Raw genomic sequence first — 16776 nt, 5'->3', positions numbered from 1 at the left:
CTCTGATGATCGCGGTGACCTGCCTGTGGGGTACCTCCAGCGCACTGCTGGCGGCACTGGGGGCCCCGACCACGGCGGGTCTGGTCGCCCTCGGCGGGGCGGTGCCGCTGCTGGTGTCGGCGCGGTTGCGCGGACAGCACCCGTGGGCGACGCTCACCGCCCACCCAGGGTTGTACGTCAAGTTGGGTTTGCTGGAGGCCGCGAATCTGGCGCTGTACGTCTCGGCGCTGCGCATCGGCCCGCTCCCGGTGGTGGTCGCCCTGCACCTGACGGCGCCGGTTCTGATCATCGCCGCGTCGCTGCTTCGCGGACGCCGCGCGCCGACGCTTCCGGTGCTGCTCGAACTGCTCCTGGTCGCGGGCGCGATCTGGCTGGTCACCGGACGTCACTCGGGCAGTACCTCGGCGGGGTCGGCCGTGGCCGGATGTGCGCTGGCGCTCGGCAGCGCGGCGTGCGTGGCGATGCTGGTCAGCGTGATCGCGCGACAGCCGGGGCCGAACCACACGATCACCGCCGCGGCACTGCAACTGCTGCTCGGTGGGATCGCGAGCAGCCCACTGCTCGCGCTCGACCCGCCGTCGCTGCCGGTTGCGGCCGAGCTGGCCGCGGTGGGCGCCACACTCCTCGGACCCGGATTCGCCCTCTACTGGCAGGCACTGCGGTGGCTGGACGCCGCGACGGCCAGCGTCATCGGGCTCAACGAGGCGGTGGTGGCCACACTGGTGGGGGCGGTGTGCACCCGAAGTCTGCCCACCTCCGCAACCGCCGCGGCGGGCGTGCTCATTCTGCTCGCAGTCGGGCTGGAGCAGCGTTCAGCGCCGCGACGGCGTGTGCCGCCCTGACGAAGTCGCTGCAATTCGCGGGATCCTTGTCGCCGCGCGAGTCGTCGACGCCGGAGTTGACATCGACCCAGGACGGTCCCACCGCATCGATGGCCGCGGTGAGGTTGCGCGGGTTGAGGCCCCCGGCCAGCATGACCGGGAATTCCGATTCGGCGAGCAGGTCGACGATGCGTGCGCTGATCGACCAGTCGTGCGTGCGCCCGGTCCCGCCGAGCCGGTCCGCGGACCGCGAATCGAGCACCAGCCCATCGCAATTCGGCGCCGCGCGCACCGCTGCGCCGACCGCTTCGGGCCCGGTGACGTGGACCGCGCGGATCACCCGCCGCCCGGCCGCGTCCCGCTGGACCGCGCGCACGGTGTCGAGCGAGATCAGCCCGTGCAACTGGATGCAGTCCACGTCGATCCGGTCGGCGAGGCGCAGGACGTCGCCCGCATCGGTGAGATGGGTGACCAGTACGCGTTCCATCGACGCGGGCACCAGCCGCGACAATCGCCGCGCCCGCTCGACGTCGAGTTCGTCCTCACTGAAGTGTGTTGTGCCCGAAATGAACCCGGCCGCATCGGCATCGGCCGCGACAACGGCCCGGAGATCGGATTCGCTCCGGATGCCGCAGATTTTCGCTCGGACGTTGATCATCGGCACACGATACTGCCCAGACTGTGCCTATCCGGCGGGCCACGTCGTTATTGGTGCACCCTCAGTATGAACGCTCTCCCCGCGTTGGGAAGACCGCTCGTGAGAAACCCTGATCCGTTGTGAAATCACGCCCCTGAACAACGCTCGACGGGGACACCGTCGAGCAGCGGCGGGCGGACCCGCTAGTCCTTCTATAGCTGGAGTGTGGGTGCGTCGGCAGCTTTGCCGACGGTCTGTGCGTCGAAGGCCAGGATCGACACAACAGGTGGCCGTTGTGTGCGCCACCGCGCAGGTCCGTGACGTGGTCGTCCGGCTGGCAGACACTGGCTACACCGGTGCCACACGGTTGAATCACGAGCAGAGAGGTAGGCTTGGATCGCGAGAGGTTTGTTGGTGGATAGCGCCGACTCTCGACTGTCTGGCCTGGCTAGATCAACTAGGGTGGGGTACCAGCTAGGGCGGGGATGGGATGCAGGCATGTACACCGTTCGCCAGTCGGGTGGTCACGGGACGACACAATGGATGACACGTCAGTTGGTGGCGGGGACACGACCTCAGCGGAGGCGTTCGGGCGCTATCGGCTGTTGTCGCTGCTGGGTCAGGGTGGCATGGGCCAGGTGTGGCGGGCGCATGATTCGCTGACCAACCGGGTGGTGGCGCTGAAGGTGTTGCCTGAGCGCTTCGCCGATGACGAGCAGCTGCGCGAGCGGTTCCGCCGGGAGTGCCGGGCGGTGGCTCAGTTGACCGAGCCGCATGTGATCCCCATCCACGACTTCGGCGACATCGACGGTCGGCTCTATCTGAATATGCGCTTGATCGAGGGCACCGACCTGCGCGCGGTGATCAGCCAGGAAGGTGCCTTGTCGCCGCGGCGGGCAGTGGCGATCATCACACAGGTGGCCGGCGCGCTCCAGGCGGCCCACGACGTCGGGCTGGTCCACCGCGATGTCAAACCCACCAACATCCTGCTGGGGGCCGATGAGTTCGCCTCCCTGATCGACTTCGGGATCGCCCACGCCGCCGACGACCGTACGCTGACCACGATCGGCGAGACCATCGGCACCGTCGCCTACATGGCGCCGGAGGAGATCAGCGCGGCGGTCAAGGCCGATGCCCGAGTGGACGTCTACGCGTTGACGTGCGTGCTGTACGAGTGCCTGACCGGCCGAGCACCGTTTGCGAGCGCAGCGGGGGTGCAGGGTGTGATCGCCCAACACCTGCACACCCCGCCGCCGCATCCCAGCACCACCACACCCGATGTACCGACTGCGTTCGATGCGGTCATCGCCAAGGGAATGGCCAAGAACCCCGACGATCGTTACCAGACCGTGCGCGAGCTGGCCGCGGCGGCCGACGCCGCGGTGGGCGATTCCGCGGTCAGCACCACCGGGGGCGCGGCTGCGCGCCGTGGGCGGCGAATCAGATTGTCGCCCAAGACCGCCGGGCTGGTCGCCGCCGCGGTCGCGGTTACGGTGGTGGCCGCCGTCGCTGTCGTCATCGGTGTCCAACGGGAATCGGGCGGCGGTGGCAGCTCGCCCCGACCTGTCACCTCGGGCTACTCGGCACAGACTCCACTGCCGTTCAGCGGCGTCAGCTTGCCCACCGATGTGGCTGTCGACGCGGCGGGCAACGTATACGTCACCGACATGGGTAACGATCGGGTGGTGAAGTTGGCGGCGGGTGCGTCGGCGTCGACCCTGCTGCCGTTCACCGGGCTGAATAATCCCCAAGGTGTGGCGGTCGACGCGGCGGGCAACATCTACGTCACCGACACGAGCAACAATCGGGTGGTGAAATTGGGGGCGGGTGCGTCGACGGCGACCCCGCTGCCGTTCACCGGGCTCAAGGATCCCCAGGGTGTGGCGGTCGACACGGCGGGAGACGTGTACGTCGGCGACCGGGGTAATGATCGGGTGGTGAGGTTGGCGGCGGGCGCGTCGGCGTCGACGACGCTGCCGTTCACGGGGCTCCAAGATCCTCAGGGTGTGGCGGTCGACGCTGCGGGCAACGTATACGTCACCGAATTGAGTACCGAGCGGGTCGTGAGGTTGGCGGCGGGTGCGTCGGCGTCGACCACGTTGCCGGTCACCGGGCTCAAGGATCCCCAGGGTGTGGCGGTCGACAAGGCGGGAGACTTGTACGTCGTCGACTGGGGTAATCAATGGGTGGTGAGGTTGGCGGCGGGTGCGTCGACGCCGACCCCGCTGCCGTTCACCGGCCTGAAGAATCCCCAGGGTGTGGCGGTCGACACGGCGGGCAACATTTACATCACCGACCAGGGCCCCGATCCGGTGGTGAAACTCCCGGTCGGCTGAGCCCCCCTGTCGATCGATGATCTTGATCAAAAGCCCGGCGGTTCGGTCGGAGATCGTGGGCGCCTAGGCCATCGCGAGTACGTCGTGGACCAGTTGGCTCGCGTAGTCGCGGTCTGCGGACAGGCCGAAGACCACGTGGTGATACATCGGTGCGATCACGTGATCGAGGACCTGCTGCTCGGTCGGCGCCCGCTCCCCGCGTGCCCTTGCCCGGTCCAGCATCACCTTGGCCTGCGTGCGGCGCTGCTCCCAGCACGGGCAGGTGCCCACCTCGTCCCGGGCCGAGATCATGGCGCGCAGGTACCGGGTTCGGCGCGGTTGGGTGATGTCGTCGACCACGATCCGAGCCCACGCCGACAGGTCACCGCGCAGTGACCCGGTGTCCGGCGGTTCGTCGCCGTCCTTGGTGAGCGCGGCGACAGCGACCTCCTCCAGCAGCGTGTCCAGGTCGCCCCAGCGGCGATAGATGCTGGTCGGGTTGACCCCTGCCCGGCCGGCCAGCAGTGGGATGGTGATGCGGTCCGCCTTGCCCTCGCCCATGAGCTGGCCGACGGCGGTGTAGATGGCGTCCCGGACCTTCGCGCTGCGCCCGCCCGGCCGCCGGGCTGGTGTGCTGGCCGACATGCGGTCATTATTGCAGAGGTCTTTGTTTTAAGCTCCGCCCCATGTACCGTCGGTTAAAGCAATCATATTCGCTTTAACCGATTTTGGGGTACTCCATGCTGATCGCTCCGGCCACCCGGCGCATGTCCTCCGGGCTGGCCACCGTCCTGCCCGCGGCGACCATGCTGACGTTCCTCGCCGCGTCCAGCGCACCGACCCCGCTCTACCGCGTCTACCAGGCGCGCTGGGCGTTCTCCTCGGGCATGCTGACGGTGATCTTCGGCGTCTACGCGGTGTGCCTGTTGCTGGCGCTGCTGACCGTCGGGTCGCTGTCCGACCACGTGGGACGCCGTCCGGTGATCCTCGGCGCCATCGCGCTCGACGCGGCGGCCATGCTGGTGTTCAGCACCGCGGACGGCGTTGCGTTGCTGATCGCGGCGCGCATGGTGCAGGGCATCGCGACCGGCGCGGCAACCGGTGCGCTGGCCGCCGCGATCCTGGACGCGGAGCGACCACACGGGCCGATCGTGAACAGCGTCGCTCCGGTGGCGGGTCTGGCCATCGGCGGACTCGGTTCCGCGGCGCTCGTCGAGTTCCTGCCGTGGCCGCGCCAGACCGTGTACCTGGTGCTGATCGTGTTGTTCGCGGTCGAGGCGATCGGCACGATCGTGGTGACCGAGACCTCGCCGATGATGCCCGGCGCGCGGCGGGCGCTGCGGCCGACTGTCGGCGTCCCGGCCGCGGCACGGGCCGCGTTCGCCGCCACCGCGCTACTGGACATCGCGGCGTGGGCGTTGAGCGGCTTCTACCTCTCGCTCGGCCCGAGCCTGGTCCGTGTGGTCACCGGCTCGAACTCGATCCTGCTCGGCGGGTTGCTGGTGTTCACGCTGGCCGGGGTGGGTGCGGCGGCGATCTGGCTGCTGCGCACGGTCGCGGCCGGCCGGGTGATGCGCTTGGCCGCCGCCGCGCTCGCGATCGGGATCGCGGTGACCATCGCGGCCGCCCAGGCCGGGTCGTCGGCGCTGCTGTTCGCGGGCACGGTGATCGCCGGGATCGGCTTCGGTGCGAGCTTTCAGGGCATCACCCGCACCGTCTTCCCACTCGCACCGGCCACCGAACGCGGCAAACTCGTCGCCGCGTTCTACGTGCTCAGCTACCTCGCGTTCTGCATCCCGGCCGTCGCGGCGGGCGTCATCGCGACCCACGTCGGCCTGCTGACCACCGCGACCGGCTACGGCGTCGTACTGATCGCGCTCGCGGTCACGACGCTGATTCCCCGGCGGTCGCGGTCATGCAGCCGAGGGCCTGCGGCCAGGACACCGCGTACGCGCGGGCGTTCACGTCTATGCTCCGCCGGGCGGGCCGCGCCGAAACGGTGCTGCGCGCCGGATAGACATGCACGATGATGGAGCCGCAGAGCTACACGCCCCAGACGTGCCTCGGCCGACGAGTGACGGTGGAAAGCCTCGACCGCCAAGCCCAGCGGAACAGCGTGGTGTCCCCTCGCGACGCCGTGCCGGTGGAGCGGTCCGGCTGCTCGAATTCGCAATTGTCTCGAGTCAAGATCATGGCAGGATCCGGCCGGTGACGTGCCGACGACGCTCGCCGCAGGCGCATAATGTTCGGGCCGGGCCACGTGAGTCCCGACCACGTCGAGCTGGGTCGCATCGCTACCACAACCGCGCGATGTTGAGACCCGCGTACCGCAGAAGGGGCGCAATGTTGTCAGACCAGTTGGCCCGATGACGTGGTCGCACCGGCGCCCGCATGTGGTCGTCGCGCTGGCGTTGCCGGGAGTTGTGGCATTCGATCTCTCGACCGCCGCTCAGATTTTCGGATTCCGCGATGAAGCCGAGCATTACTCGTTCACTGTGTGCGGGCTGCGACCGGGCCCTGTCCCTACCTCGACAGGATTCACCATCGACGCAGGAGCAGGCCTCGATGCGGTGTCAACGGCCGATACGGTGATCGTGCCCGGTTTCTACCCAACCGTCGAACCGGACGCGGCCGTGCGCGCCGCGCTGCGGTCGGCGTACGACCGTGGCGCACGCCTGGTTTCGGTGTGTCTGGGTACGTTCGCGCTCGCCGCTGCCGGTCTGCTCGACGGCCGCAGAGCAACCACACACTGGCGCGAAGCCGACGAGTTCCGCCGACGTTACCCGAGCGTGTGGCTCGACCCGCACGTACTGTTCGTCGACGGTGGGAGCATCCTGACCGGCGCGGGCCAATCCGCGAGCATCGACTTCTACATCCACCTCGTCCGCTCGGACTTCGGGGCAGACCTCGCCGACTCGGTGGCCCGCCGCATGGTCGTGGCCACCCACCGGTCCGGCGATCATGCCCAAGCCCCCCGCCGGGATACGCGCGAGGACACCGACCACCTTGCCCGAACGCTCGAATGGGCGATCCAGCGGATGCACCAGCCACTGTCGCTGACCCACCTGGCCCGGCACGCGGGCATGCCCACACGCACGTTCTCGCGCCGATTCCGCGAACGAACCCGCATGACACCGATGCGCTGGCTGTCCTGGCAACGAGTGCTGCAAGCGCAACGGCTCCTCGAGACAACCGACCTACCGGTCGACCACATCGCCGAGCGTTGCGGGCTGGGTACCGCAGGCAACCTGCGCTTGCACATGGCACGCACGCTGGGTACGACACCCACCGAATACCGCCGAACCCATCGCCGTATCCCGGACCGCACACCGGCCTGAGCGTGCTGGTGGCGTAACTCTGACGACAGCTGGCCGGATCCGCACGATCACGACCCCACTGAACTGCGAGATTGAGTTTGTGACCAACTTCGACGAGCTACTCGAGAACAACAAGCGTTTCGCGGCAACCGATTTCAGGAACCGCCTGCCGGAGATCCCGTTCCTCCCCAACAAGCAGGTCTACATCTTGACCTGCATCGATCCTCGTGTCGACCCCGCCGCCATCCTCGGTCTGCGACTCGGCGACGCGATCGTGGCGCGCACCGTCGGCGGCCGGGCAAACCAGTCGTTCCTCGACGATCTCGCCTGGATCAGCTACCTGCACGAGACCGTGACGCCCGGCGCCGATTGGTTCGAAATGGCCGTCATCCACCACACCGACTGCGGCTCAGCCCTGATGGCTGACGACAAGCTGAGCCGCGGCTTCATCCAGCGCGGCTTCCAGGAGACGCCCCTGCGGGCCACCGCGGTCACCGATCCGGCCACCACAGTTCCCATCGACGTCGACAAGATCCTGCATTCGCCGACCGCCTCGGGCCGTATTCGAGTCTCGGGCTACAGCTACAACATCGCCAGCGGTCGCCTCACCCTGATCACGCCACCAAGAGCCAGGGACCGATAACCCGGAACCGCGGTCAAGGCCATTCGAGGCAATCCCGCGTGCCGATCGGTCACCGTGGCCGCGATCCGCTTGCGGGACACCGACGACACTCTCGACACCATCGCCCGCGAGGAAGGTGCGCAGGCTGAACGCCTTTGTCCGAATACCGCCGAACAACCGCTGTAGCCGCTGTACGGCGGTGCCTCAGGGCCAGGCTCAGCAGGTGCCGTTCTGCACCGGATAGTGGATGACGATCGCACCACCGGTGGCGTAGTTGGCGACATCGGCAGCCACCTGCCGGCCCTGCGGAGACTCCCTCGCCGCGGTCATTGCCGCAGCGTCAGCGAACTCGGCCTCGAAGACCGCGAAGTACGGCGTCTGTCCCTGCGTCGCTGCCACCTCGAAGCTGTAGCGCCACGCGAGCAGGCCGGGCATGCGCGTGACCAGCGGGAGGTGGTTGCTCACGTAGTAGTCGCGGAAGTGGTCGGGATCGGCGGGCTCGGGATACAGGACCATCAGCTTGTGCATAACAACCTCCGTTCAGCGGCGAGCGACCACAACACCCCGGAGTGCGCGATCAACGCGAGGTGGACAGTAGATCGGACTCCACGCCAAGATCAAGTGCATTGCGGATGAGCCGATCATCGGACCGGTGACCCAGCCCGGCCGACATCCGCTCATGCCGCTTACCGAGCGGTTTTCCGCTGTTCACAGCCGGTAAAGGCTGCGCTGGGCACTCGGTCGTCGATCCTCTGGTGTGGCCTGATCGTGTTGTAGATGATCCTGAATCGGTGAACCTCCATGTCCAGACCGTCGCCGTCGGCGGTCGCGCCACGGAACAGGTGCTCGTATTTCAGGGTGCCGAAGAACCGCTCGATCACCCCATTCGTCTGAGGTGGCCGGACCCGGGTGCGGACATGTCGCAGTAACGGGTCCGGTCCGGCGAATGCGGTCTCGAGCACCTCGCCGCGGAAGCAGGGGCCGTTGTCCGACACCACCGCGATCGGCGCGGGTGCCATGTCGAGCGCCTCTCCGCCCGGCCCGAGGACCTCGGCCAACCAGCTGACGGCGACGCTGACCACGGTCGGGCTGTCGCTGGCCGCACCGCATGCTCGAGTGCATCAGAGGCCATCTGCGCCAACGCATCCCGTGTCACCGCGCACGCCCGCGTGAGATGCCCGAGGGCCTGTTGGACGTGATGCAACGACATCTCATCGACAACGCCCGAACCTGCGAATACCTTCACGTAGTCGACTGAATACTGCGCGAGGTCAACAGCATTGGCGTACATCGCCCGACTCGGGCATTGGCCGAGATGGTCCGCTCGGTGCACGACCGGGACCTCCGGTATGCACCGCAGAGCCATCACCCGACGTGCGACATCGTCGGAATCGGCCGTGGCTCGGAGCGAATTGGCCCGTTCTGGGTGTGCCATCGTGATATTTCTGTTTTCGGCCGATCCCGGGCGAGAGTGACAAGGCGAAACAGCGGTGATGACAGTCGGGTGATGGTCGTTGCGCGGAGCATTTCGAGTCGGTCGGGCTGTCACAGATCCAGCACGACGTCGCTGTCCGGTCGGGCGCAGCAGATCAGTACCTGACCGTTGTCGGGGGCCTCCAGTGGGTCCGGTAGGTAGCTGGTGGCTCCGGCCAGGAGCGGGGTGATGCAGGTGTGGCACACGCCGGTGCGGCATGACCACCGGGTGGGCACGTCACAGGCCTCGGCGAGTTCGAGCAGTGATCCCGTATCGATCTGCCAGCGCGTGGACAAACCACTACGACCGAACGTGATCATGGGACCGGTGCCAGGCGTACCTGGTGGCTGGTGAGGTGGGGTGCTCGACAGGGCGGTCACCCCCGGATTGATCGGCGTCCGTGTTCCGAACAGTTCGGTGTGGATGCGCGGGATCCCCAGTGCCGTAAGCGCTTCGCCGATGTCGGTCATGAAGCGTTGCGGTCCGCACAGGTAAGCCGTGGCCTCCGAAGGCAGACCGAGCGTCGCGAGCGATTCGGCGGTCAGTCGGTCGGACCGAATCCCGGCGGCTGGAGCGGTGTGGAATACGTGCTCATGGGTGGTGGGTAGTGATCGCAGCAATTGGTGTGCCTCGTCGGCGAACGCCTGCTCGTCGCTGTTGTGTGCGGTATGCAGCCACCACACATCACGGTCGCTGCGCTGGGCGGCAAGGTGGTGCAGCATCGCGAGTACCGGCGTCACGCCGACGCCCGCGGATACCAGCAACACAGGTTCGGTGCCCGCCGTGAGCACGAAGTCACCGCGCGGTGCGGCGACCGCAACGATGGCGTCGGTGCGCAGTCGGGTGTGCACATAACTGCTGACGAGTCCCTCACGTTTGACACTGATGCGGTAGGTGTCGCTGCCGGGTGCCGAAGACAACGAATAGCTGCGGACGGGCGCGGGGTCACCGGCACCGGGGAAGCGGAGTGTGAGGTACTGGCCGGGCAGTGCGGCGGGCAGGCGGGCCCCGTCAGCTGCGGCGAGGTACACAGAACTGATGGTCGAGCTTTCGCGGACGATATCGACAACCCTCATCGCGCGGAAGCCGCTCCAGCTCGGTTCGACACCGAGGGGCGGCGCGTCGGGGCGCTCGCTGGTCAGCAACTCCCGGAACGATTGCCGCCAGCCCGGGCTCAGTGCCGGAATATCGAGTGCCGCCTCCAGGTCGTTCGGATCGCGGTCGGGAAGATAGAGCAGCCCGTCGATCGCGGCGACACTCATCCGGTGCGCGCCACGTCGAGTGCGGGTGATCCGGTCGCCTGCCTGAACCCGCCCCTCGGTGATAACCCGGAAATAGAAGCCTGGCCGGTGGTGGGCGACCAGCAGTGCCGCCAATGTCGGGACGCCGAGCCGCATGCCGACGCGAAAGCAGGTGACCCGGGGTTGGGTCACCTCGAACTCGGCCTCACCGATCCGGTACCGGTCGCCGATGCACACATCCTGGTCACTGAGCCCCGCCACCGTGAAGTTCTCGCCGAACTGGCCGAACTCGAAACCCGTGTGCCCGAAGTAGCGCTGCCAATACCGGATCGAGTCGAGCTGGTACACGAGCACGGCGCGCTGCTCGCCACCGTGGCCGTTGAGGTCGCCCTGGCCATCACCATCGATGTTCAGTTTGCGCACCATCACCGAACCATTGACCGACGACTTGAATATCCCGGTGTGGACCGTTCGCCCTTGCCAGGCGACATCTTTGGGCATACCAACGTTGACCGAGAGCAAAGAAGCCATGGGTTTCGTCTCCGCGGTTGTTGTTGTATTCAAGCTACTCCGGCGCACCGTCATGTCCGAGGCTGTCGCGGATGCCCGGCCTCGACGACGATCGGCCAGATTACGCTGGTAGCCGCACCGGCAGGGTGAAAGGTGCGACGAGTCGAGCGGGTCGCTCGCGGACCTCACTGCGACCATCAAGGCGTCGGAAACGGTTGAGCGACCGACTGCTCGGCCCCATCGGAAGTACTTCGAGCGCGTCCGAGTGGAGGGAGTCGAGTCATGGGACTGTCATGGCAGCAGGGACCACTTTCACCGAGATCGGTCGGCCGGTTCCTGACCGAGCAGCCGCTACCCGAGCGGCTGTTGTTCGCCGAGCCACTGCGTCGGCGCATGCGCGTGCGGTTCGGTGACGAATGGATCGCCGAGGCCGACGATGTGGTTCTGCTCCACGAGCCGGGGCACTATCCGGTGGCCTACTTCCCACTCGATGGTGTCGAAGATGGCGTCTTGCGGCATACGGATCGCCGAACACAGCACCACGATCTCGGCACGACGGCGTGGTTCACCGTGACGGCGGGAGACCACAGTGCCGAGCGGGCCGCCTGGCAGCACATCGAGTTGCCCGACCACGCGAGCGAGTTGCGCGATCGCGTGGCCTTCGCCTGGCGCGCAATGGACGCCTTCTACGAAGAGGACGAACGGATCGTCGGACATGCCGCCGACCCGTATCACCGCAACGACATCCGCACCACATCACGACATCTGGTCGTGCGGGACGGAGACCGCACCGTCGCCGAAACCCACCGGCCGGTGGTGCTGTACGAGTCGGGATTCGCGCCCCGCTGGTATGTGCCACGAGAGGACACCGACGAAACCGAACTCACACCCGTGGACGGTCGAACCTTCTGCCCTTACAAGGGCCTGGCCAGCTACTACGACATCGGCGAGCACAAGCGCGCCGCGTGGTCGTACCTGGATGCCTGGCCGGAGGTGGATCGCGTACGCGGGTTGGTGTCGTTCGAGCCCGACAGGATCGAGGTCTACCTCGACGGGAACCGGCTCGAGCTCGCGCCCGGCCAAGCGGTCGTGGCGCACGGCATGGACCGCGGCCTCGACCCCGACGAGATCCTCGCGCAGCGATAAGGCCATTGATCCTGCCACCGCCTTCATGGTGAACGAAGAACTCGTTGAGGTCGGGGACCCGCCGCACCCATCCGATGCGGACGAAGCCGGGTGGCGGTCCGGACCTGATGGTGGCCACCGGCGAGTGGAAGTCCTTGTGTGCGAGGGTCGTTCGTCGTCGTTCTGCGAAGCGACCCCATGCACCCGTTTCAACTGTGTTGACGGCAGTTCGGTGCGCCATGGACGCAGGGCGGTGCTGTTCCGAATCGGTCGCGAATCTCGGTGCAAGCCAGCATTATTCGTTCTATGTGGTGATCGCTGAGTGCGGCGTGCGGTGAACACCTGATCGGCCGGGGTGACTGCCGACCCGACGACCGATCGCCGCACTTCGAAGGAAAGTGGCTGGACAAGGCGATGTTTCAGTGTCGTCGGCGGGCGCGCAGGCTCTGGATCGCATAGGCGAATGCGCTGAGGGCGAACATGGTCGCGGACAGGAGAAGCCAGCGCACGAGGAACGGTTGCTGAGTGCCTCCGGTGGCCGCGTGGAAGGTGGCCGCACCCTGTCGGATGATGCCGGGGAAGAACAGCAGAAACGACAGCCCGATTCCGAGAAGAGGTACTCGGATGTAGTTCAACGGTGACACCCGGAGCCGGGTCCGGGCGGACGCCGCGGCCAGGACGCGATCGAGCAGGGCGTATGCAGGGAACAGTATGAAGTCGTGGGCGATGATGGCCGCCGCGAACCACACCGCGATCGCCTGCCACCACACCCGGCGGTTCCACAGCGCATCGAATCCGAGCACCCATACGCTGTAGCCGGCGAGCGCGAATGCTGCCAGCAGCACCGGTAGGTGCAGCCGGTGTGCTCCGTAGGCGCGTTTCCATCGGTGGATCAGCCTGTTGGTGGCCATCTCATGCCTTCCGGAATTCGATTGTGGAGACCCACTTCGTGTTGTGGACACCCGGCATGGCCGGGACGATGATCCGCGCGGGGTAACCGTGGTCGAGGGACAGGTCCGCGCCGTTCACGCGCAACGCCAGCAATGCGTCGGGGTCGTGTATCTGATTCGCCTGCAAGAGTGCGCGATTGAACGCCCCGGCCTGTTCGAGCGAGGTCACTGCCGCGGAAATCGGTTGCTCGACACCGGCTCGGCGAGCCAGATCCGACAGCCGCACCCCGGTCCAGGTTTGGACGGTGGACCATCCTTCGACACAGGCGATCGGTAGCCGCGCGGCGTGTTGGGGCATGGCCAGCAACGTCGCTCGATCCACGCGTACCGGAACGGGCCCGCCGATCAAGTCCAGGGTCCAGGAATCGTCGACGTCGGCGGTGGTGATTCCTGCCGCGGTGGCTGTGCGGTTGATCTGAAAGTCGTTGGCGCTGCGGCCTTCGCTGCGTCCGCGTGGTAGCAGCAGTGCGGTCCGGCGGGTGAATCCGCCGATGGCCTGGCCTGCGGTGAGGACGACGACGAACGCCACGCCACCGCCCACCAGCGCCAAGGCTCCGCGGCGGCTGATGGTCGGCTCGGCGGGATCGGTGGCGACCAAACCGTCGGCATCGGGCGGTTCGGGCTCGGTATCGGCGCGGGAAGTGCGCAACACCTCCCGCAGCGATCGCGAGCGCAGCGCGGAGATCATGCGCGGCAGCTTGACGGCCACATGCGCCACGAACCCGGCGATGAACACCCACGCCCCGAAGTAGTGAGCGGTGTAGAAGGAGAATCCGAAAATGTAGTCGTACTGGATATTGAGTATCCCCGTAGCCATCTCGAACAACACGCCGCCCACCAGCATCACCAACGACACCCGCTCGATCGCTGCCGCGACCGACCGGACCGGAGGCCAGGCGAACAATCGCGGGATCACCGACCACAGTTTTGCCGCCACCACCGGCACCAGTGCGAGTCCCAACCCGACATGCAAGCCTTGGGTGAGCCGGTACAGCCACGATGGGCGGGTGGGCCACTCGAAGGTCGGCAATGCGAGCCCGCCGACGTGCGCCGGGATCGCCTGCCCGAACCGCGGCCCGTAGGCGATGTAGGACAGCAATCCGGTGAGGATCACTATCGGCAGGCAGACCAGCAGTATCGAACCGAACACCGAGGTCAGCCACGGGCCCCGTAGCGGACTGCGCCACCGCGGAAGTGGCAACGACCGATTGCGCTCCTGCATCATCTCTCCCGTCGCGCTCGAACGCCGTGAGTTCGCCGGCACTCGTGGGTTCGGCGTTCTATATCGGCGGTGCCGCATTCCACGTGCGTGTGCGAGTCGGCTGATTGCACAATTGCTAGAGGTGAAGATACGTCGCAGCCTGCGGTGTTTCCGGTGGACACGAGCGCTCGAACCTCGTTTCGCACCCGCGTTGTGTCGTCCTGCCAGGGCGGATGACGAAACAATGACGGACAATCCCGTGTGGGATATCCAGGACTGGCACTGTGGCAGCCGGAGCGGTGGCCGTCGGCGGCTGTGGCGGAAGTTCCACGGACGGTCATGTCCGTAGCGTCAGCGCGATCACGAAGGTTTTCGGCGATGGTCAGAAACTCATCGCGGTAGCCGTCGAGTACGACCGCGAAATCGCCGATTCCAGCCTCTCGCCGACGACGTTCACGATCGCCGACCGGACCGTCACGAAGGTCTACGCGAACCGGGCAGCTCAACTCGTCGGGCGAGGTACCGACGGACACTTCGTGATCGTCGAACTTTCTCCCGACGACGCGGCCGCGGCGCTGTGGGTGACCCAGCAGGGTTCCGATACCGGGGCGAACCCCTCCACCAGCGTGTCGGCTCCGTCCACCACCACGTCGAGTGGCGGTGTCGGTGCGGGTGGGCCGAAGGTCGGCGACAGCACCCCGGGCGGAACGATCGTCGCGGCGAAAGCGTCTCTGGTGCAGAAAGGCGCCGTCACCACGACGGACGGCACCCGCTACGCGCCTACGAGCAGGACTCTGACCACCAGCGCGGTCGTGAATCTGATCGTCGACGACTTCAAGCAGTTCACCTACGACGACGCCGCAACCGGTCGAACCCTGCGATACAACCTCTTCATCCCCAGGAACTACGACTCCCGCCGGCGCTACCCGCTGGTGCTTTTCATGCACGACGCGAACGTCGTCGATGTCGCCACGCAAGGGCCGCTGGTCCAGGGGCTGGGAGCTGTGTGCTGGGCTGGTCCCGAGGACCAGGCGAAGCACGAGTGCTTCGTCCTTGCCCCCGAGTACGGCTCGGTGGTCGTCGACGACAACTACCAGCCGTCGACGTTGTTCGGCACCACGGCTGATCTCGTCCGGTCGCTCACCACGCAGTACAGCATCGACGAGAACCGGCGCTATACGACTGGGCAGTCCATGGGGGCGATGATGTCGCTCGGGCTGAACATCAAGCACCCGGACCTGTTCGCGGCGGCGTTCATCGTCGCTGGGCAGTGGCCCTCCGAACAGGCCGCCCCGCTCGCCGACAAGAAAATGTGGATCGTCGTCTCCCAGGACGACGACAAGTCCTACTCCGGTGAAAACGCCATCACCCAGGTTATCGAGGGTCAGGGCGCCGAGGTCGCGACCGCGGTGTGGGACGGCCGATCCACTGCCGCACAGTTCGCCGCCGCCGTCAGCAGTCTGGAGGCTCAGCAGGCCCCGGTGAACTTCGCCTCCTTCGGGCCCGGCACGACGGTGACAGCTGGCTCCGGCACCAGCGCGCACATGGGCACCTGGCACATCGCCTACACCATCCCCGGTATCCGGGACTGGATCATGCAGCAGTCCAAGTAGCCAGGTACCCATCGAGTGGGCGATGATCCGGTTGTTCTCGTCTTGTCACGAATGCGGATGCCACCCGCTGCGTAGCCGCATCCCCTCATTCGATGCGGCTACGCAGGGGCCGTGGAACTCGCCCGCCGGTGCGAATCGATACCGGACTATTCGGGGCCGGGAAGCTCGCTGCTCGAGACCTGGGTCAATGCGGAGGCGCCGCCGTCGGCCACGTGGATGCTGCCGGTCATCCAGGACGACGCGTCCGAGGCGAGCAGGAATGCGAGGCCGGCGATATCGCTGGGTCGGCCCCACCGCCGCATCGGGATGGAGTCCTCCCACGCGGCCGTGCTGGACTCGGATCGAGGTGCCGTGCCGCCGATATTCGTGACCACAGGCCCCGGGGCCAGGGCATTGACCCGCACCCCGAACCGCGCGAGCTCCAGCGCGGCCTGGCGCACCAGTCCGACCACGGCGGCCTTCGATGCGACATACGGATAGCTCACCCGAGGCTCGGCGCGAAGCCCCGCGGTGGACGCGGTCACGACGATGCTGCCCGCCCGCTGCGTCTTCATCACCCGCGCGGTCTGCTGGAGGCAGTGGAACAGGCCGTCCAGGTTGACGCTCAGAACTCGTTGCCATGCGGCGAAAGACAGTTCGTCGATGGCGCCGCCGGGTTGCAGCGGTGAGGGCACACCGTTGATGCCCGCGTTCAGGAACGCTACGTCCAGGCGCCCGGACGATTCGACGATGCCGTCGACCAGGGCGCGGACCGCGTCCGGGTCGGTCACGTCGCACACGTGGGAGATGGCGGTCAGCTGCCGTGCCGCGTCGTGTACCGCATCCGATATGTCCGCGAGGTGGACAGTGGCTCCTTCGGCCGCGCAGGTCCGGGCGATTTCCCAGCCGATTCCGCTCGCCGCGCCGGTCACCAGCACCACTCGCCGGTCGATTCGTAGAGTGTCCATCCG

The 16776-nt window shown here is 67.0% G+C and carries 15 protein-coding genes and 1 pseudogene; 7 read left to right on the top strand and 9 right to left on the bottom strand.

The features are described 5' to 3' along the window. Positions 1-5 precede the first annotated feature (5 nt). On the top strand, positions 6-842 hold the full coding sequence (locus ON40_RS17540; protein WP_169541867.1) for a DMT family transporter: 837 nt from the start codon (positions 6-8) through the stop codon (positions 840-842). Here ON40_RS17540 and ON40_RS17535 read toward each other — a convergent pair. Further along, on the bottom strand, positions 781-1479 hold the full coding sequence (locus ON40_RS17535; RefSeq protein WP_040823692.1) for a phosphoribosylanthranilate isomerase: 699 nt from the start codon (positions 1477-1479) through the stop codon (positions 781-783). The two genes, ON40_RS17540 and ON40_RS17535, sit on opposite strands and share 62 nt — an antisense overlap. 518 nt (positions 1480-1997) lie before the next feature. Between ON40_RS17535 and ON40_RS17530 the strand changes: the two genes are divergently transcribed. After that, positions 1998-3794 (top strand): serine/threonine-protein kinase PknD, encoded by a 1797-nt coding sequence (locus ON40_RS17530; protein ID WP_040823689.1) that lies wholly within the window; start codon positions 1998-2000, stop codon positions 3792-3794. A gap of 63 nt (positions 3795-3857) precedes the next feature. Here the strand turns inward: ON40_RS17530 and ON40_RS17525 are convergent, their stop codons facing one another. Next, entirely contained in the window at positions 3858-4418 is a 561-nt protein-coding gene (locus ON40_RS17525) for a TetR/AcrR family transcriptional regulator (protein WP_040823686.1), read from the bottom strand. A gap of 95 nt (positions 4419-4513) precedes the next feature. Here ON40_RS17525 and ON40_RS17520 point away from each other — a divergent pair, with 95 nt between their 5' ends. The 3 genes from ON40_RS17520 to ON40_RS17510 all read left to right on the top strand — a co-directional run bounded on the left by ON40_RS17520 (position 4514) and on the right by ON40_RS17510 (position 7733). Beyond that, positions 4514-5803 carry an MFS transporter gene (locus ON40_RS17520; protein WP_063713024.1) on the top strand — a complete coding sequence of 430 codons (1290 nt, stop codon included), beginning with the start codon at positions 4514-4516 and terminating at the stop codon, positions 5801-5803. 336 nt (positions 5804-6139) lie between these two features. Then, positions 6140-7111 carry a GlxA family transcriptional regulator gene (locus ON40_RS17515; protein ID WP_040823683.1) on the top strand — a complete coding sequence of 324 codons (972 nt, stop codon included), beginning with the start codon at positions 6140-6142 and terminating at the stop codon, positions 7109-7111. Between the two features lie 79 nt (positions 7112-7190). After that, entirely contained in the window at positions 7191-7733 is a 543-nt protein-coding gene (locus ON40_RS17510) for a carbonic anhydrase (protein ID WP_040823681.1), read from the top strand. Between the two features lie 195 nt (positions 7734-7928). Here the strand turns inward: ON40_RS17510 and ON40_RS17505 are convergent, their stop codons facing one another. The 3 genes from ON40_RS17505 to ON40_RS17495 form a co-directional block, all read right to left on the bottom strand. Further along, positions 7929-8240, bottom strand: a complete 312-nt coding sequence (locus tag ON40_RS17505) for an EthD family reductase (protein WP_040823678.1) — start codon at positions 8238-8240, stop codon at positions 7929-7931. Between the two features lie 158 nt (positions 8241-8398). Then, on the bottom strand, positions 8399-8794 hold the full coding sequence (locus tag ON40_RS48190) for an integrase core domain-containing protein (protein ID WP_051193201.1): 396 nt from the start codon (positions 8792-8794) through the stop codon (positions 8399-8401). A gap of 463 nt (positions 8795-9257) precedes the next feature. Then, positions 9258-10958: an MOSC and FAD-binding oxidoreductase domain-containing protein gene (locus tag ON40_RS17495; protein WP_040823675.1), complete on the bottom strand. Its 1701-nt coding sequence runs from the start codon at positions 10956-10958 to the stop codon at positions 9258-9260. Between the two features lie 261 nt (positions 10959-11219). Here ON40_RS17495 and ON40_RS17490 point away from each other — a divergent pair, with 261 nt between their 5' ends. Then, complete coding sequence (locus ON40_RS17490) at positions 11220-12083, top strand: DUF427 domain-containing protein (RefSeq protein ID WP_040823671.1); 864 nt, start codon at positions 11220-11222, stop codon at positions 12081-12083. 1 nt (position 12084) lies between these two features. Here the strand turns inward: ON40_RS17490 and ON40_RS55775 are convergent. The 3 genes and pseudogenes from ON40_RS55775 to ON40_RS17480 all read right to left on the bottom strand — a co-directional run. Next, positions 12085-12267 (bottom strand): annotated as a pseudogene (locus tag ON40_RS55775) (TIGR03085 family metal-binding protein); the annotation flags it as partial. A 214-nt stretch (positions 12268-12481) separates the two neighbouring features. Then, positions 12482-12973, bottom strand: a complete 492-nt coding sequence (locus ON40_RS17485; RefSeq protein WP_040823668.1) for a hypothetical protein — start codon at positions 12971-12973, stop codon at positions 12482-12484. A gap of 1 nt (position 12974) precedes the next feature. After that, entirely contained in the window at positions 12975-14234 is a 1260-nt protein-coding gene (locus ON40_RS17480) for a molybdopterin-dependent oxidoreductase (RefSeq protein WP_040824473.1), read from the bottom strand. A gap of 263 nt (positions 14235-14497) precedes the next feature. Here ON40_RS17480 and ON40_RS17475 point away from each other — a divergent pair, with 263 nt between their 5' ends. Then, positions 14498-15826 (top strand): alpha/beta hydrolase-fold protein, encoded by a 1329-nt coding sequence (locus ON40_RS17475; protein WP_051193200.1) that lies wholly within the window; start codon positions 14498-14500, stop codon positions 15824-15826. A gap of 146 nt (positions 15827-15972) precedes the next feature. Here the strand turns inward: ON40_RS17475 and ON40_RS17470 are convergent, their stop codons facing one another. Then, the gene (locus ON40_RS17470; RefSeq protein ID WP_040823664.1) at positions 15973-16773 is read right to left on the bottom strand and encodes an SDR family NAD(P)-dependent oxidoreductase; all 801 of its coding nucleotides are present in this window, start codon (positions 16771-16773) and stop codon (positions 15973-15975) included. Positions 16774-16776: the final 3 nt, after the last annotated feature.

It is taken from the genome of Nocardia jiangxiensis NBRC 101359 (assembly GCF_000308615.1).
GTDB lineage: Bacteria > Actinomycetota > Actinomycetes > Mycobacteriales > Mycobacteriaceae > Nocardia > Nocardia jiangxiensis.
Note: the sequence above shows the minus strand (reverse complement) of the source record. Positions and strands in the feature narration are given on the sequence as shown.

What these genes read in the sequence shown, in the direction of transcription:
- ON40_RS17535 (WP_040823692.1), bottom strand. Translation starts at nt 1,479, where the DNA reads ATGATCAACGTCCGAGCGAAAATCTGCGGCATCCGGAGCGAATCCGAT.
- ON40_RS17470 (WP_040823664.1), bottom strand. Translation starts at nt 16,773, where the DNA reads ATGGACACTCTACGAATCGACCGGCGAGTGGTGCTGGTGACCGGCGCG.
- ON40_RS17540 (WP_169541867.1), top strand. Translation starts at nt 6, where the DNA reads ATGATCGCGGTGACCTGCCTGTGGGGTACCTCCAGCGCACTGCTGGCG.
- ON40_RS17530 (WP_040823689.1), top strand. Translation starts at nt 1,998, where the DNA reads ATGGATGACACGTCAGTTGGTGGCGGGGACACGACCTCAGCGGAGGCG.
- ON40_RS17515 (WP_040823683.1), top strand. Translation starts at nt 6,140, where the DNA reads ATGACGTGGTCGCACCGGCGCCCGCATGTGGTCGTCGCGCTGGCGTTG.
- ON40_RS17485 (WP_040823668.1), bottom strand. Translation starts at nt 12,973, where the DNA reads ATGGCCACCAACAGGCTGATCCACCGATGGAAACGCGCCTACGGAGCA.
- ON40_RS17480 (WP_040824473.1), bottom strand. Translation starts at nt 14,234, where the DNA reads ATGCAGGAGCGCAATCGGTCGTTGCCACTTCCGCGGTGGCGCAGTCCG.
- ON40_RS17520 (WP_063713024.1), top strand. Translation starts at nt 4,514, where the DNA reads ATGCTGATCGCTCCGGCCACCCGGCGCATGTCCTCCGGGCTGGCCACC.
- ON40_RS17490 (WP_040823671.1), top strand. Translation starts at nt 11,220, where the DNA reads ATGGGACTGTCATGGCAGCAGGGACCACTTTCACCGAGATCGGTCGGC.
- ON40_RS17505 (WP_040823678.1), bottom strand. Translation starts at nt 8,240, where the DNA reads ATGCACAAGCTGATGGTCCTGTATCCCGAGCCCGCCGATCCCGACCAC.
- ON40_RS17495 (WP_040823675.1), bottom strand. Translation starts at nt 10,958, where the DNA reads ATGGCTTCTTTGCTCTCGGTCAACGTTGGTATGCCCAAAGATGTCGCC.
- ON40_RS17525 (WP_040823686.1), bottom strand. Translation starts at nt 4,418, where the DNA reads ATGTCGGCCAGCACACCAGCCCGGCGGCCGGGCGGGCGCAGCGCGAAG.